Genomic DNA, 14,435 nt, shown 5'->3' on the forward strand with positions numbered 1-14,435 from the left:
GCAGCAATACTTGAGCGCTTCACAGGGGTATCACGCAAACGGTTGCGAACCAACGTCGCCAAGCATTCAGTCGAGACGTTCCACCGCAGGCAACACCATCGCCTGCACCTCGCCTTGCAGAAACTCCGCCAGCCGTCGCAAGCGCTCGCCGCCAGGGCGGGTTTTTGGCCAGACCAGGTAGTAATTTTCCCCACTGGCCACCGCCGTCGGCCACGGCAAGCTCAATCGTCCTTGGGCGACGTCCTCAGCCACCATCAGCAAATCGCCCATGGACACGCCGTAACCCCTCGCAGCGGCGATCATGCCCAGCTCCAGGGTGTCGAACACCTGCCCTCCCTTGAGCGAGACCTGGGACGACAGCTGCATGCGCGCCAGCCAATTGCGCCAGTCGCGCCGGTCGGGCGTGGGGTGCAGCAATTCGGCGGTGGCCAGGCGCGCGGCGTCCCAAGGCCCATCCTCCAGCAGGTTCGGCGCACCGACAGGAATCAACAGCTCCGGAAACAGGTAACTGGCCTCCCAATCCACTGGAAAACGCCCATCGCTCAGCAGCACCGCACAGTCGAAAGGCTCCTGATTGAAGTCCACCTCGTCCACGCTCATCCAGGCGCTGGTCAGTTGCACCTCATTGCCAGGCTGCAGCGCCCGGAAGCGGCTGAGTCGCGCCAGCAGCCAGCGCATGGTCAATGTGGAGGGGCCTTCATGCGCAGGATGTCATCTTCGGCATTCAAGGTATGGCAGGCGCGTTCCAGCGCCGCGAACCCTTCGCGCACACCGGGCAACAACAGACGCGCCGCCTCAGTGAGCTGCAAGGTGCGGCCGTTGCGCTGGAACAGGCGGCAGGCGAAATGCTCTTCAAGCGTGCGGATATGTCGGCTCACCGCACTTTGGGTGATGGACAATTCCTCGGCGGCACGGGTGAAAGAGCTGTGTCGGGAGGCCGCTTCAAACGCGCGCAAGGCATAAAGAGGAGGAAGACGACGAGACATGAGGAAAGCTCCGACAGCGCAATACTGAAACCCTACCAGAATCAACCAGGCATGAGTTTTAATCATGCAAACGATCGCATTTATCCCTTTGTGCAATGGGCTGAGAGCGCCGAGAATCAACCCTTCCCCAACCCTCTGACTTTTTGAGCGTGATGATCATGCAGCATCCGGCACGTACCGAACTCTGGGCCATTCTGCGGCTGTCAGGGCCGTTGATTGCCTCACAGTTGGCGCACATGCTGATGGTGTTGACTGACACCCTGATGATGGCGCGCCTGAGCCCCGAAGCCCTGGCCGGTGGCGGCCTGGGTGCGGCGAGCTATTCGTTCGTCGCGATTTTCTGCATCGGCGTGATTGCCGCCGTGGGCACCTTGGTTGCGATCCGCCACGGCGCGGGCGATATCGAAGGCGCCACCCGCCTGACCCAGGCCGGGCTGTGGCTGGCCTGGCTGATGGCCCTGGCGGCGGCCCTGCTGCTGTGGAACCTCAAGCCGGTGCTGCTGATGTTCGGCCAGACCGAGACCAACGTACATTCGGCCGGGCAGTTTCTGACCATGCTGCCGTTTGCACTGCCCGGCTACCTGAGCTTCATGGCCCTGCGCGGTTTTACCAGCGCCATCGGCAAAGCCACTCCGGTGATGGTGATCAGCGTCGGTGGCACGGTGGTCAACTACCTGCTCAACCACGCGCTGATCGAAGGCATGTTCGGCCTGCCCAAGCTCGGCTTGATGGGCATCGGTCTGGTCACGGCGATTGTCGCCAACAGCATGGCGCTGGCGTTGATGTGGTACATCCGCAGCAACCGGGCCTATGCCGCCTACCCGCTGAGTACCGGGCTGCTGCGCCTCAACACCCAGTATCTGCGCGAGTTGTGGCGCCTGGGCCTGCCGATTGGCGGCACCTATGCGGTGGAGGTCGGGCTGTTTGCCTTTGCAGCCCTGTGCATGGGCACCATGGGCAGCACGCAGTTGGCGGCGCATCAGATCGCCCTGCAAATCGTGTCGGTGGCCTTTATGGTGCCGGCGGGGATGTCCTACGCGGTGACCATGCGCATCGGCCAGCATTATGGCGCCGGACAGTTGCTGCACGCACGCATGGCCGGGCGTGTCGGCATAGGCTTTGGCGCGGCGATAATGCTGGGATTCGCGGCGGTGCTGTGGTTGTTTTCCGAACCGCTCATAGGACTGCTGATCGACCACGACAACCCGGCGTTCCACGACGTGATCGTCCTGGCCGTGAGCCTGCTGGCCGTCGCCGCGTGGTTTGAGTTGTTCGACGGCGTGCAAACCATCGCCATGGGTTGCATTCGCGGGCTCAAGGACGCCAAGACCACGTTCCTGATCGGTGCAGGCTGCTACTGGTTGATTGGCGCACCCTCGGCCTGGCTGATGGCTTTCACCTTGGGCTGGGGGCCAACCGGCGTGTGGTGGGGCCTGGCACTGGGACTGGCCTGCGCCGCGATAAGCCTGACCTGGGCGTTTGAAGCGAAGATGAAGCGGATGATTCGCCGGGAAGGCCCGGAGCCTGAAGCCGACACCGGCTTTCAGGCCGCACAGGCCGACTAGAGCCCCTCGCTTACGCGGGTGTGCTTGCCGTCGCCGAAGGTCAGGTATTCCACCAGCTCCGGCAACGGCAGCGGCTTGCTGATCAGGTAACCCTGGGCCTGGTCGCAGCCGAACAGCCGCAACAGCGCCAGTTGCTCGGGGGTTTCCACACCTTCGGCCACCACTTCCAGATTGAGGTTGTGCGCCAGGTTGATCATGGCGTGCACCAGCTTGCGGTTTTCCTCGCGCTCTTCCATCCCGCCGACAAAGCTTTTGTCGATTTTCAGCAACGCAATCGGCAAGCTGTTGAGGTGCACGAACGAAGAGAAACCGGTGCCGAAGTCATCCAGGGAAAACCGCACACCCAGGCGACCAAGGGCGTCCATGGTCTGCTTGACCAGGTCACTGCGGCGCATCACGGCGGTTTCGGTCAGTTCGAATTCCAACCATTGCGCTTCCACGCCGCGCTCGCTGATCAGCCGGCTCAGCGTAGAAAGCAGCTGGCTGTCCTGGAACTGGCGAAATGACAGGTTGACCGCCATGTGCAGCGGCGGTAGGCCGCGTTCGCGCAGGTCTTGCATGTCACGCAGGGCCCGGGAAATCACCCAGTAACCCAGCGGTACAATCAGGCCACTCTGTTCGGCCAGGGGCACGAACTCACTCGGCGGCAACAGGCCGCGCTCGCCGTGGCGCCAGCGCACCAGGGCTTCCAGGCCAACGATATGCCCGTCGTCGAGGTCGAGGCGCGGCTGGTAATGCAGCTCCAGCTCATCACGGCGCAAGGCACGGCGCAGCTCGCTTTCCAGGTCGGCCAGGCTGCGCGCGTTGCGGTTGATGCGTTCGTTGAAGATATGAAAGGTGCAGCCCTGGGTGCTCTTGGCTTGCTGCATGGCGATATGAGCGTGCCACATCAGCGGGTCGGCGCCGGCACGGGCGCGGGCATGGGCCACGCCCAGGCTGCAGCCGATCAGCAGGCTTTCGCCATCCACCCAATACGGCTCGGCCATGGCTTCGGTGATGCGCTCGGCCATCCACTCCGCACGCTGGGGCGCGCGGCGCGTATCGATCAGCAGGGCGAATTCGTCGCTGCCCAGGCGCGCCAGTTGATCGCCGGCTTCCAGCTGGCTCTTGAGCCGCGAGACCACTTGCAGGATCAGGCGGTCGCCGGCCTGGTGGCCGAGGGCATCGTTGGCATGGCGGAAATTATCGAGGTCCAGGTGACCGAGGGCCAGGCCGCGACCTTCGTTCTCGGCCAACCGTGCCGCCAGCAGGGTCTGGAAGCCCTGGCGGTTGGCGATGCCGGTGAGCGGGTCCTGCTCGGCCAGGCGTTGCAGGGTGTTTTCCAGCACACCCCGCTCACGCACATGGCGCAGGCAACGACGCAGCGTGTCGGCGTCCAGAGCATTGCGGATCAGCCAGTCACTGACGCCCAGTGGCGAAACCAACGGTTCCTGCTCCAACAACAACACGCACGGCAAGCTGCAACGGCCAGGACCGGGTTGCAGGCTGGGCATGGTCAACAGCACGGCGCTGTCGTCGTCATCGAACAGACGACTCACCGAGTCCCAGTTTGGCGCGCTGATCAGCACAGCCCCATCGCCCATCGGCGCCAGGCACTCACGCAACAACGCTGCCCACTCAGGCGTATCGGCCAGCAGCAGCAAACGCAAGGGTTCGACAGGCGTAGACAAGCTAGCTCCCTAGACTCTGCAAAAATTCGTTGGCGGCGGGCATTATGACGCGCGGCCTGATAATCACCAATGATAGGGGTTATCAAATACGCAGGTGTAAGCAATTGTCGCTGCTTTAACCACAAGAAGCCCCGACATCCTGCGGCAAAGTAGCAAAAGCGGCAAATTTAGATCGAGTGGTACGTCACACCGTCGATCCAGGGCAGCAGAATCTTGCCAGCCTGTTAAAATGCCCGCCCTTTTGAATAACGACTCTCTGAATTCCGTATGTCCCGACTCAATCCCCGGCAGCAAGAAGCCGTGAACTACGTCGGCGGCCCTCTATTGGTGCTCGCCGGTGCAGGTTCCGGCAAGACCAGCGTGATCACCCGCAAGATCGCGCACCTGATCCAGAACTGTGGCATCCGCGCCCAGTACATCGTCGCCATGACCTTTACCAACAAGGCCGCGCGGGAAATGAAAGAGCGTGTCGGCACCCTGCTCAAGGGTGGCGAAGGCCGTGGCCTCACGGTGTGTACCTTCCACAACCTGGGCCTGAACATCATCCGCAAGGAGCATGTGCGGCTGGGCTACAAGCCGGGCTTCTCGATCTTCGACGAGACCGACGTCAAGGCCCTGATGACCGACATCATGCAGAAGGAATACGCAGGCGACGACGGCGTCGACGAGATCAAGAACATGATCGGCGCCTGGAAAAACGACCTGATCCTGCCGCCCGAAGCCCTGGAAAACGCGCGCAACCCCAAGGAACAGACCGCGGCCATCGTCTACACCCACTACCAGCGCACGCTCAAGGCGTTCAACGCGGTGGACTTCGACGACCTGATCCTGCTGCCGGTGAAGCTGTTCCAGGAACACGCCGACATCCTCGAAAAGTGGCAGAACAAGGTGCGCTACCTGCTGGTGGACGAATACCAGGACACCAACGCCAGCCAATACCTGCTGGTGAAGTTGCTGATCGGTACGCGCAACCAGTTCACCGTGGTAGGCGACGACGACCAGTCGATCTACGCCTGGCGGGGCGCCCGCCCGGAAAACCTGATGCTGCTCAAGGACGACTACCCGTCCCTGAAAGTGGTGATGCTGGAGCAGAACTACCGCTCCACCAGCCGCATCCTGCGTTGCGCCAACGTGCTGATCTCAAACAACCCCCACGAGTTTGAAAAACAACTGTGGAGTGAGATGGGCCACGGCGATGAGATCCGCGTGATCCGCTGCCGCAACGAAGACGCCGAAGCCGAGCGCGTGGCGGTGGAAATCCTCAGCCTGCACCTGCGCACCGACCGGCCGTACAGCGACTTCGCGATCCTGTATCGCGGCAACTACCAGGCCAAGCTGATCGAGCTGAAATTGCAGCACCACCAGGTCCCGTATCGCCTGTCAGGTGGCAACAGCTTTTTCGGACGCCAGGAAGTGAAGGACCTGATGGCCTACTTCCGCCTGATCGTGAACCCGGACGACGACAACGCCTTCCTGCGCGTGATCAACGTGCCGCGCCGCGAGATTGGTTCCACCACCCTGGAAAAGCTCGGCAACTACGCCACCGAACGCAAGATCTCGATGTACGCCGCCACCGATGAAATCGGCCTGGGCGAACACCTGGACACGCGCTTCACCGATCGCCTGTCGCGCTTCAAGCGCTTCATGGACAAGGTGCGCGAGCAGTGCGCCGGGGAAGACCCGATCAGCGCCCTGCGCAGCATGGTCATGGACATCGACTATGAAAACTGGCTGCGCACCAACAGTTCCAGCGACAAGGCCGCGGATTACCGCATGGGCAACGTCTGGTTCCTGATCGAAGCGTTGAAGAACACCCTGGAAAAAGACGAAGACGGCGAAATGACCGTCGAGGACGCCATCGGCAAGCTGGTGCTGCGCGACATGCTCGAGCGCCAGCAGGAAGAGGAAGACGGCGCCGAAGGTGTACAGATGATGACCTTGCATGCGTCCAAGGGCCTGGAATTTCCCTACGTGTTCATCATGGGCATGGAAGAGGAAATCCTCCCGCACCGCTCCAGCATCGAAGCCGACACCATTGAGGAAGAACGGCGCCTGGCCTACGTGGGCATTACCCGCGCACGTCAGACACTGGCCTTCACCTTTGCCGCCAAGCGCAAGCAATACGGCGAAATCATCGATTGTGCCCCCAGCCGTTTCCTGGACGAGCTGCCGCCGGATGACCTGGCCTGGGAAGGCAATGACGACACCCCGACCGAGGTGAAGGCCGTTCGCGGCAACACCGCCCTGGCGGATATACGCGCGATGTTAAAGCGCTAGAATCGACTACTTTTTAATCTACTTTCGGCGCATAACCCGCCATTAGAGGAAGCTTTCCGTGGAAGCACTGCACAAGAAAATTCGCGAAGAAGGCATCGTGCTTTCCGATCAGGTACTCAAGGTCGACGCCTTTCTGAATCACCAGATCGACCCGGCGCTGATGAAGCTGATCGGCGACGAATTCGCCGCGCTGTTCAAGGATTCGGGCATCACCAAGATCGTCACCATTGAAGCGTCGGGCATCGCACCGGCGATCATGACCGGCCTGAACCTGGGCGTGCCGGTAATTTTCGCCCGCAAGCAGCAGTCCCTGACCCTGACCGAAAACCTGCTGTCGGCGACGGTGTATTCCTTCACCAAGAAAGTCGAAAGCACTGTCGCGATCTCGCCGCGTCACCTGACCAGCAGCGACCGCGTACTGGTGATCGATGACTTCCTGGCCAACGGCAAGGCATCCCAGGCGCTGATTTCGATCATCAAGCAGGCCGGTGCGACCGTTGCGGGCTTGGGGATTGTGATCGAGAAGTCGTTCCAGGGTGGTCGTGCGGAGTTGGATGCGCAGGGTTATCGGGTTGAGTCGCTGGCGCGGGTGAAGTCGCTGTCCGGTGGCGTCGTCACCTTCATCGAGTAATTTGCTACGAGGTGAACACGGATCAAAATGTGGGAGGGGACTTGCCCCCGATAACAGTGGTTCAGCCAACACATTTGGGACTGATACACCGCTATCGGGGGCAAGTCCCCTCCCACATTTTGATCTGTGTTGGTTTTTAGTGTGCGGTTGCTTGTAAGCCAGCGAGCAATAGGCGCTGATAGAGATCCTCCTTCAACCCCTCCGGCGAATCCAACCCCATCCGCTTCAGATGCTCGGGAAACGCCTGCGGCTCCGGTGCATCCAGCGCTGCCTTGCCCAACTCCAGAATCTCCGTCAGCTTGAATTTGCTCTTGAGCCAGTTCAAGGCGCGCAACAGGTCCCGTTCTTCGTCAGTGAAGTCGCTGCCCAGCGGATATTCCGGGAACAAACGCCGATGCCGCGCCTGGATACCTTGGAGCCGCTCCGGCGTGTTGTCGCCAAAGCGCGGATCCAGCTGGAAATCCTTGGGCAACTTGCCGGCCTTTTGCGCCTGTTCGATCAAGTCGGCTTGAAAGCGTGAGTCGGTGATGTTGAGCAACGCCTCGATCACCTTGGCATCCGTCTGCCCACGCAGGTCGGCAATACCGTACTCCGTGATGACGATGTCCCTCAGGTGCCGGGGAATGGTGCAATGCCCATACTCCCAGACGATATTGGAACTGACCTCCCCCGCCGACTCACGCCAACTGCGCAGGATCAGGATCGAGCGCGCGCCCTCCAGCGCATGACCCTGAGCCACAAAGTTGTATTGCCCGCCTACGCCGCTGAGCACGCGACCGTCCTCCAACTGGTCGGCCACGCCTGCGCCCAGCAACGTTACCGTGATCGCACTGTTGATAAACCGTGCCTCCTGGCGCTGCAGGCGCTTGAGTTCTTCCTGGCCGTACAGCTCGTTAATGTAGCTGATGCGGGTCATGTTGAATTCCAGGCGCTTGGCGTGGGTCATCTCCTGCAAACGCTGGTAAAAACTGCGCGGCCCGAGGAAGAACCCGCCGTGGATCGAAACGCCATCGGGTTGTGCCGCATCTTCCAGCAAACCGGCGTTGGCTTGTTCCTGGGTGGCCACATCCGGGTAGACCTTGCGCCGGATAATCCCCGCATCCGCCAGCACCAGCAGGCCGTTGACGAACATTTCGCTGCAACCGTAAAGGCCACGGGCGAAAGGATCGACACCGCCTTCACGGCTGATCAGCGGGGCCCACTGGTATACATCGATGTCCGTCAGCAGCAGTCGATAGGCTTCGTTGTCCGCCTGGCGCGCCAGCAACGCGGCGGTCAGCGCATCGCCCATGGAGCCGATGCCGATCTGCAAGGTGCCCCCGTCGCGTACCAGGGTGCTGGCATGCAAGCCGATGAAATGGTCCTGGAACCCCACCGGCATGTTCGGTGTGGAGAACAGTGTGGTGCTGTCCTTTGCATCGATCAGGTAGTCGAACGCGTCCATGCCCAACTCGGAATCGCCCGGCATGTACGGCAACTCGGTGTGAACCTGGCCAACGATCAAAACGGTTTCGCCCGCTTCACGACGCTTGGCGATCATCGGCAGCAGGTCGAGGGTGATATCGGGGTTGCAGCTCAGGCTCAGGCGGTCCGGGTGTTCGGCGCTGCTCGCGACCAACTGCGCCACCAGGTTCAGGCCGGCGGCGTTGATGTCGCGGGCGGCGTGGCTGTAGTTGCTGCTGACGTAGTCCTGCTGGGCCGACGTGCTGTGGAGCAGGCTGCCGGGCTGCATGAAGAACTGCTGCACATGGATATTCTTCGGCAGGCTGTCTGAGTGCAGCGCGGCGAGAAACTCCAACTCTGGGTAATCACCAAACACCCGCTCGATAAAGGGTTCGAGAAAGCGCTTCTGCAAGCCATCGCCCAAGGTGGGGCGGCCCAGGCTCAACGCGGTGTAGATCGTCAGCGCCCGCTCCGGCAGCTTGGCGATACGCCGGTACAGTGCATTGGCAAACAGGTTGGGCTTGCCCAGCCCCAGGGGCATGCCCATGTGGATATGCGCCGGTAGCCGCGCGAGTACATCGTCAACTGCTTGCTCGATTGAACACAACTGCACCATCCGACCCTCCTGAACATTCCATGATTAGGGGTTGGACAGAGAGTGGCGGGTCTTTGCTGCAAAGAACAGCCTCGAAACACAAATTACATCCACAAAAAAGCCGCTCGTAAGCGGCATTTTTGACGAAGATCGACGGTTACAGGCCGGACATCTTCTTGATCGCGCCCTTCAGGTCATCATCCGAGCAATCCGCACAGGTGCCTTTTGGCGGCATGGCGTTGATACCGGTGATTGCCTTGGCCAGGATGCCATCAAGGCCGCCCTGGTGGTCGGCGCGTTCTTTCCAGGCGGCGGTGTCGCCGATTTTCGGCGCGCCCAGCAGCCCGGTGCCGTGGCATGTGTTGCAGTGCTTGGCGATGATGTCGTCGGGCGTCTTCGCAGCGCCCCCGCCCGCAACTACCGCCACTTCCATGCCCTTGCACTCCTGGCCCTGGACGCAGACTTGGCCCACAGGCTCCAGGCGCTTGGCAATGTCATCATTGGTCGCAGCTTGAGCGCTGACAGCCCATAGGGCCAGTACGGTTGCTGGTGCAGCCAGCATTTTCATAATTAGATTCACGCGTTCACCCTCAATGGTGGCTATTCACGCCTGCGGCCACGGTTTCGCAGGCGGCGAAAGTATAACGGTTAGCCCGTCCGGCCGAAACAACCCTATTAAATAAAGGGAGATTAGACCTCGCGGAATACAGCTGCGGGAGCCTCTGCAACGCTGGCAGGACGCCTCTTTTGTTAAAAGTTCGCGGGTGTGGCTGCGCTGATTAGTCGCGCCGGCACATCGAACGGATTACGGAAACGATGGGGCTTGGTGCTTTCAAAGTAGTAGCTATCGCCGGCTTCGAGCACAAAAGTTTCAAGACCGACCACCAACTCCAAACGGCCTTCCACCAGAATCCCGGTTTCCTCGCCCTCGTGGGTGAGCATTTCTTCGCCTGTATCGGCGCCAGGCGGGTAGATTTCATTGAGAAACGCAATTGCCCGGCTCGGGTGCGCACGGCCCACCAGCTTCATGGTGACGGCGCCGTCAGAGATGTCGATCAGCTCATTGGCTTTATAGACGATCTGCGTCGGTATTTCCTGGAGGATCTCCTCGGAAAAGAACTCGACCATGGACATGGGGATGCCGCCCAGCACCTTGCGCAAGGAACTGATCGAGGGGCTGACGCTGTTTTTTTCGATCATCGAAATGGTGCTGTTGGTGACACCCGCGCGCTTGGCGAGCTCACGCTGGGAAAGACCCTTCAGCTTACGGATGGATTGCAGTCGTTCGCCGACGTCCAATGCGGGAGCCTCCTAGGATTCAGGCGTTGTTGTAATTGAGCGTTATCATGGCGACAGCGTTCAGTATTTACAACACTTGGGCCTAAATCCCAGGGAGCTGTGTTCGTCTCTGTCGCTCAAGCGCCGGAATAGAGCCTTGGCACACGACGCAGGTTGCAGAAGATCTGGTACGGGATGGTCTCGGCGGCGGCGGCGACGTCACTGGCGAGGATATTTTTGCCCCACAGCTCCACCGTGGAACCAAGACCCGCTTCGGGGACGTCCGTCAGGTCGATGCACAGCATGTCCATGGACACGCGACCCAGCAATTGGCTGCGCTGCCCCGCCACCAGCACCGGCGTGCCGGTGGGCGCATGGCGCGGGTAGCCGTCGGCATAGCCCATGGCAACCACGCCGATACGCATCGGTTTGGGCGTGATGAACCGGGCGCCGTAGCCTACCGGCTCGCCGGCTGGCAGTTCACGCACACAGATCACTTTCGATTCCAGGGTCATCACCGGCTGCAAACGCGCGGCCAAGGCCTGGTCCTCACCAAACGGTGTGGCGCCATACAGCATGATGCCCGGGCGTACCCAGTCGCTGGATACGCTCGGCCAGCCCAGCACCGACGGCGAGTTGCGCAGGCTGACCTCCGCCACCAGTCCCTGGCGCGCCGCATCGAACACCGCCACTTGCTCGTTGCTGCTGACGCAATCCAGTTCGTCGGCGCGGGCAAAATGGCTCATCAACACAATCTTTGCGACTTTGCCGCTGGCCAGCAGGCGCTGGTAAGCCTCGTGGTAATCCTTGGGATGCAGGCCAACGCGGTGCATCCCCGAATCGAGCTTGAGCCAGATGGTCAGCGGAGCGCTCAACCGGGCCTGTTCGATGGCCTCCAGTTGCCACAGCGAATGCACCACGCACCAGAAATCATGCTCGACGATCAGCGGCAGCTCGTCAGCTTCGAAAAAACCTTCCAGCAGCAGCACTGGCGCGCGAATACCAGCGGCGCGCAACTCCAGCGCCTCCTCGATGCACGCCACGGCAAACCCGTCGGCCTCGGCTTCCAGCGCCTGGGCAACGCGTACGGCACCATGGCCGTAGGCGTCGGCCTTGACCACGGCGAGGGCCTTGGCCCCCGTGACTTCACGGGCCAGTTGGTAGTTGTGGCGCAGGGCTTGGAGGTCGATCAGGGCACGGGCAGGACGCATGGCGGCAGGCTTCTAGGCGGCAAAGTGGAGAAAAAACCGGCGCCGACCAACAGCGTCAGCACCGGGAGAGGGATCGTTGTTTAAGGCAGCGCGGCCACGACGGACAGCTCTACCAGGATTTCCGGTTCGCACAGCTTGGCCTCAACCGTGGCGCGGGCCGGGGCGACGCCTTTGGGCAGCCACTTGTCCCACACCGCGTTCATGCCGGCGAAATCGGCGTCGATGTCTTTCAGGTAGATCGTCACCGACAACAGCTTGGTTTTGTCGGTGCCGGCCAGGTCCAGCAAACGCTCGATATTGGCCAGGGTTTCACGGGTCTGCTGTTCGATCCCGGCGTTCATGTCGTCACCGACTTGCCCGGCCAGATACACGGTACCGCTGTGAACGACGATCTGGCTCATGCGCTCATTGGTGAGCTGGCGCTGGATTGACATGTTTTGCGGACTCCTGGTGGTTGCCATAACGGGAAATATCGAGACCTTCGGCGCTGATCTGCGGCGTTTTCTTCGCCATCAAGTCGGCCAACAGGCGACCGGAGCCGCACGCCATGGTCCAACCGAGGGTGCCATGGCCGGTGTTGAGGAACAGGTTCTTGAACGGCGTGGCACCGACAATCGGCGTGCCGTCGGGTGTGGTCGGGCGCAGGCCGGTCCAGAACGTGGCTTCGGCCAGATCGCCGCCCTGAGGATAAAGGTCGTTGACGATCATCTCCAGGGTTTCACGCCGACGCGGGTTGAGCGACAGGTCAAAACCGGCTATTTCAGCCATGCCGCCGACGCGGATGCGGTTGTCGAAGCGGGTGATGGCGACCTTGTAGGTCTCGTCGAGAATGGTCGACGTCGGCGCCATCGCCGGGTTGGTAATCGGCACGGTCAGCGAGTAGCCCTTGAGCGGGTACACCGGCGCCTTGATCCCCAGCGGCTTGAGCAGCTTCGGCGAGTAGCTGCCGAGGGCCAGCACGTAGCGGTCGGCGGTTTCCAGCTTGCCGTCGATCCACACGCCGTTGATGCGGTCGCCGGCGTAGTCGAGGCGCTGGATGTCCTGTTCGAAGCGAAACTCCACACCCAACTGCTTGCACATGTCGGCCAGGCGGGTGGTGAACATCTGGCAGTCGCCGGTCTGGTCGTTAGGCAGGCGCAGGGCACCGGCGAGGATATCGGTGACGCTGGCCAGGGCCGGCTCAACACGGGCGATACCGGCGCGGTCGAGCAGCTCGAACGGCACACCGGACTCTTTCAACACGGCGATGTCCTTGGCGGCGCCATCCAACTGAGCCTGGGTACGGAACAACTGGGTAGTCCCGAGGCTGCGGCCTTCGTAGGCGATACCAGTTTCCGCACGTAATTCGTCGAGGCAGTCACGGCTGTACTCGGACAGGCGCACCATGCGCTCCTTGTTCACCGCATAACGGCTGGCGGTGCAGTTACGCAGCATCTGCGCCATCCACAGGTATTGGTCAATATCCGCCGTGGCCTTGATCGCCAACGGCGCGTGGCGTTGCAGCAACCACTTGATGGCCTTGAGCGGCACGCCCGGCGCGGCCCATGGCGAAGCGTAGCCTGGGGACACCTGGCCGGCGTTGGCGAAACTGGTTTCCATGGCAGCAGCTGGCTGACGGTCGACCACGACGACTTCAAAGCCGGCCCGCGCCAAATAGTAGGCACTGGTCACACCAATGACGCCGCTACCCAAGACCAGAACGCGCATTTTTATACCCTCATCGCGGGCTTGGCCGCTGACGTGTGTTATTCGAGCAATGATGGGCGCAGTATAAAAAGCAATCGCCAGTGCATTTCACTATATAAATGCCTATATTTGGCGACAATTCTCGGCAAAAACCCTTTTTACAGAGGCGTATCCCCTATGCGTACCAACACCCAGACCAAGCGGGAGCTGGACAAGATCGACCGCAACATCCTGCGCATCCTGCAAACCGATGGGCGAATTTCGTTCACCGAGCTGGGGGAAAAGGTCGGGCTCTCTACCACGCCGTGTACCGAGCGGGTACGGCGGCTGGAGCGCGAGGGGATCATCATGGGTTACAACGCACGGCTCAATCCCCAGCATCTGAAGGGAAGTTTGCTGGTATTTGTCGAGATCAGCCTCGATTACAAATCCGGCGACACCTTTGAGGAGTTCCGCCGCGCCGTGCTGAAACTGCCCCATGTGCTGGAATGCCACCTGGTCTCGGGGGACTTCGACTACCTGGTGAAAGCGCGGATTTCCGAGATGGCCTCGTACCGCAAATTGCTCGGCGACATCCTGCTCAAGTTGCCCCATGTGCGGGAATCGAAGAGCTATATCGTGATGGAAGAGGTCAAGGAGAGCCTCAACTTGCCTATTCCCGATTAAACCAGCACCTGCCGAGTGCTCGCCATGTATTCATGGATCTGCTTTTCCACCCGTGGATGAATCAGCTCCACCGGCCCCCGCCCATTGGGGCATGGCAAGGTCTTCGTGGTGCCGAACAGCCGACAGATCAGCGGCCGCTCGTCATATACGGTGCAGCCGTGGGGGCCCAGGTGCACACAGTTCAGCTCGTCCATCGCGGCGTCCTGCTCGGCAGCGGTCTTGCGTGGCAGGCGCGACATCTCCTCGGGCGAAGTGGTGACCGGCCCACAGCAGTCGTGGCAGCCGGGGACGCACTCGAACGAAGGAATCTGACGGCGCAGCGCGCTGATTTTCTGACTGTTGCAACTCATCGAAACAGGTACCGAACGGCGAATAGAGGTGGATTCTGAAGCAAAACGCCCTGCGCAGACAGCTTCGTCCGACCGCT

Annotated in this window: 12 protein-coding genes and 1 pseudogene; 4 read left to right on the top strand and 9 right to left on the bottom strand. The window is 61.2% G+C overall.

The window, feature by feature from the left end; all coding sequences use genetic code 11:
• Positions 1-66 precede the first annotated feature (66 nt).
• A pseudogene (locus NIBR502773_RS14380) lies at positions 67-986 on the bottom strand (LysR substrate-binding domain-containing protein).
• Between the two features lie 152 nt (positions 987-1,138).
• Here NIBR502773_RS14380 and NIBR502773_RS14385 point away from each other — a divergent pair.
• On the top strand, positions 1,139-2,551 hold the full coding sequence (locus tag NIBR502773_RS14385; RefSeq protein ID WP_141156298.1) for a NorM family multidrug efflux MATE transporter: 1,413 nt from the start codon (positions 1,139-1,141) through the stop codon (positions 2,549-2,551).
• Here the strand turns inward: NIBR502773_RS14385 and NIBR502773_RS14390 are convergent.
• Positions 2,548-4,221, bottom strand: coding sequence for a bifunctional diguanylate cyclase/phosphodiesterase (locus NIBR502773_RS14390; protein WP_027608307.1), 1,674 nt, complete (start codon positions 4,219-4,221; stop codon positions 2,548-2,550). The genes NIBR502773_RS14385 and NIBR502773_RS14390 overlap by 4 nt on opposite strands.
• 267 nt (positions 4,222-4,488) lie before the next feature.
• Between NIBR502773_RS14390 and rep the strand changes: the two genes are divergently transcribed.
• Complete coding sequence (rep, locus tag NIBR502773_RS14395; RefSeq protein WP_027608306.1) at positions 4,489-6,498, top strand: DNA helicase Rep; 2,010 nt, start codon at positions 4,489-4,491, stop codon at positions 6,496-6,498.
• 58 nt (positions 6,499-6,556) lie between these two features.
• A complete protein-coding gene (locus NIBR502773_RS14400; protein WP_141156299.1) occupies positions 6,557-7,129 on the top strand; it encodes a xanthine phosphoribosyltransferase in 573 nt (190 codons plus the stop codon).
• 136 nt (positions 7,130-7,265) lie between these two features.
• On the opposite strand, the gene NIBR502773_RS14405 is transcribed toward NIBR502773_RS14400, so the two are convergent.
• The 6 genes from NIBR502773_RS14405 to dadA all read right to left on the bottom strand — a co-directional run bounded on the left by NIBR502773_RS14405 (position 7,266) and on the right by dadA (position 13,363).
• Entirely contained in the window at positions 7,266-9,188 is a 1,923-nt protein-coding gene (locus NIBR502773_RS14405; protein WP_141156300.1) for an acetyl-CoA hydrolase/transferase C-terminal domain-containing protein, read from the bottom strand.
• 136 nt (positions 9,189-9,324) lie between these two features.
• Positions 9,325-9,735 (bottom strand): cytochrome c5 family protein, encoded by a 411-nt coding sequence (locus NIBR502773_RS14410; RefSeq protein WP_141157845.1) that lies wholly within the window; start codon positions 9,733-9,735, stop codon positions 9,325-9,327.
• Between the two features lie 182 nt (positions 9,736-9,917).
• Positions 9,918-10,466 carry a cupin domain-containing protein gene (locus NIBR502773_RS14415; protein ID WP_003176893.1) on the bottom strand — a complete coding sequence of 183 codons (549 nt, stop codon included), beginning with the start codon at positions 10,464-10,466 and terminating at the stop codon, positions 9,918-9,920.
• Between the two features lie 116 nt (positions 10,467-10,582).
• Positions 10,583-11,656 carry an alanine racemase gene (gene alr / locus NIBR502773_RS14420; protein WP_065926701.1) on the bottom strand — a complete coding sequence of 358 codons (1,074 nt, stop codon included), beginning with the start codon at positions 11,654-11,656 and terminating at the stop codon, positions 10,583-10,585.
• 80 nt (positions 11,657-11,736) lie between these two features.
• Positions 11,737-12,090: a RidA family protein gene (locus NIBR502773_RS14425; RefSeq protein ID WP_017135862.1), complete on the bottom strand. Its 354-nt coding sequence runs from the start codon at positions 12,088-12,090 to the stop codon at positions 11,737-11,739.
• Positions 12,062-13,363, bottom strand: coding sequence for a D-amino acid dehydrogenase (gene dadA, locus NIBR502773_RS14430; protein ID WP_115485485.1), 1,302 nt, complete (start codon positions 13,361-13,363; stop codon positions 12,062-12,064). Before dadA ends, NIBR502773_RS14425 begins: the two co-directional genes overlap by 29 nt.
• A 156-nt stretch (positions 13,364-13,519) precedes the next feature.
• Between dadA and NIBR502773_RS14435 the strand changes: the two genes are divergently transcribed.
• Positions 13,520-14,008, top strand: coding sequence for an Lrp/AsnC ligand binding domain-containing protein (locus NIBR502773_RS14435; RefSeq protein WP_003176896.1), 489 nt, complete (start codon positions 13,520-13,522; stop codon positions 14,006-14,008).
• On the opposite strand, the gene NIBR502773_RS14440 is transcribed toward NIBR502773_RS14435, so the two are convergent.
• Entirely contained in the window at positions 14,005-14,358 is a 354-nt protein-coding gene (locus NIBR502773_RS14440) for a YkgJ family cysteine cluster protein (protein ID WP_065926704.1), read from the bottom strand. The two genes, NIBR502773_RS14435 and NIBR502773_RS14440, sit on opposite strands and share 4 nt — an antisense overlap.
• Positions 14,359-14,435 lie beyond the last annotated feature (77 nt).

This window comes from Pseudomonas sp. NIBRBAC000502773 (assembly GCF_006517195.1).
Taxonomy (GTDB): Bacteria; Pseudomonadota; Gammaproteobacteria; order Pseudomonadales; family Pseudomonadaceae; genus Aquipseudomonas; species Aquipseudomonas marginalis.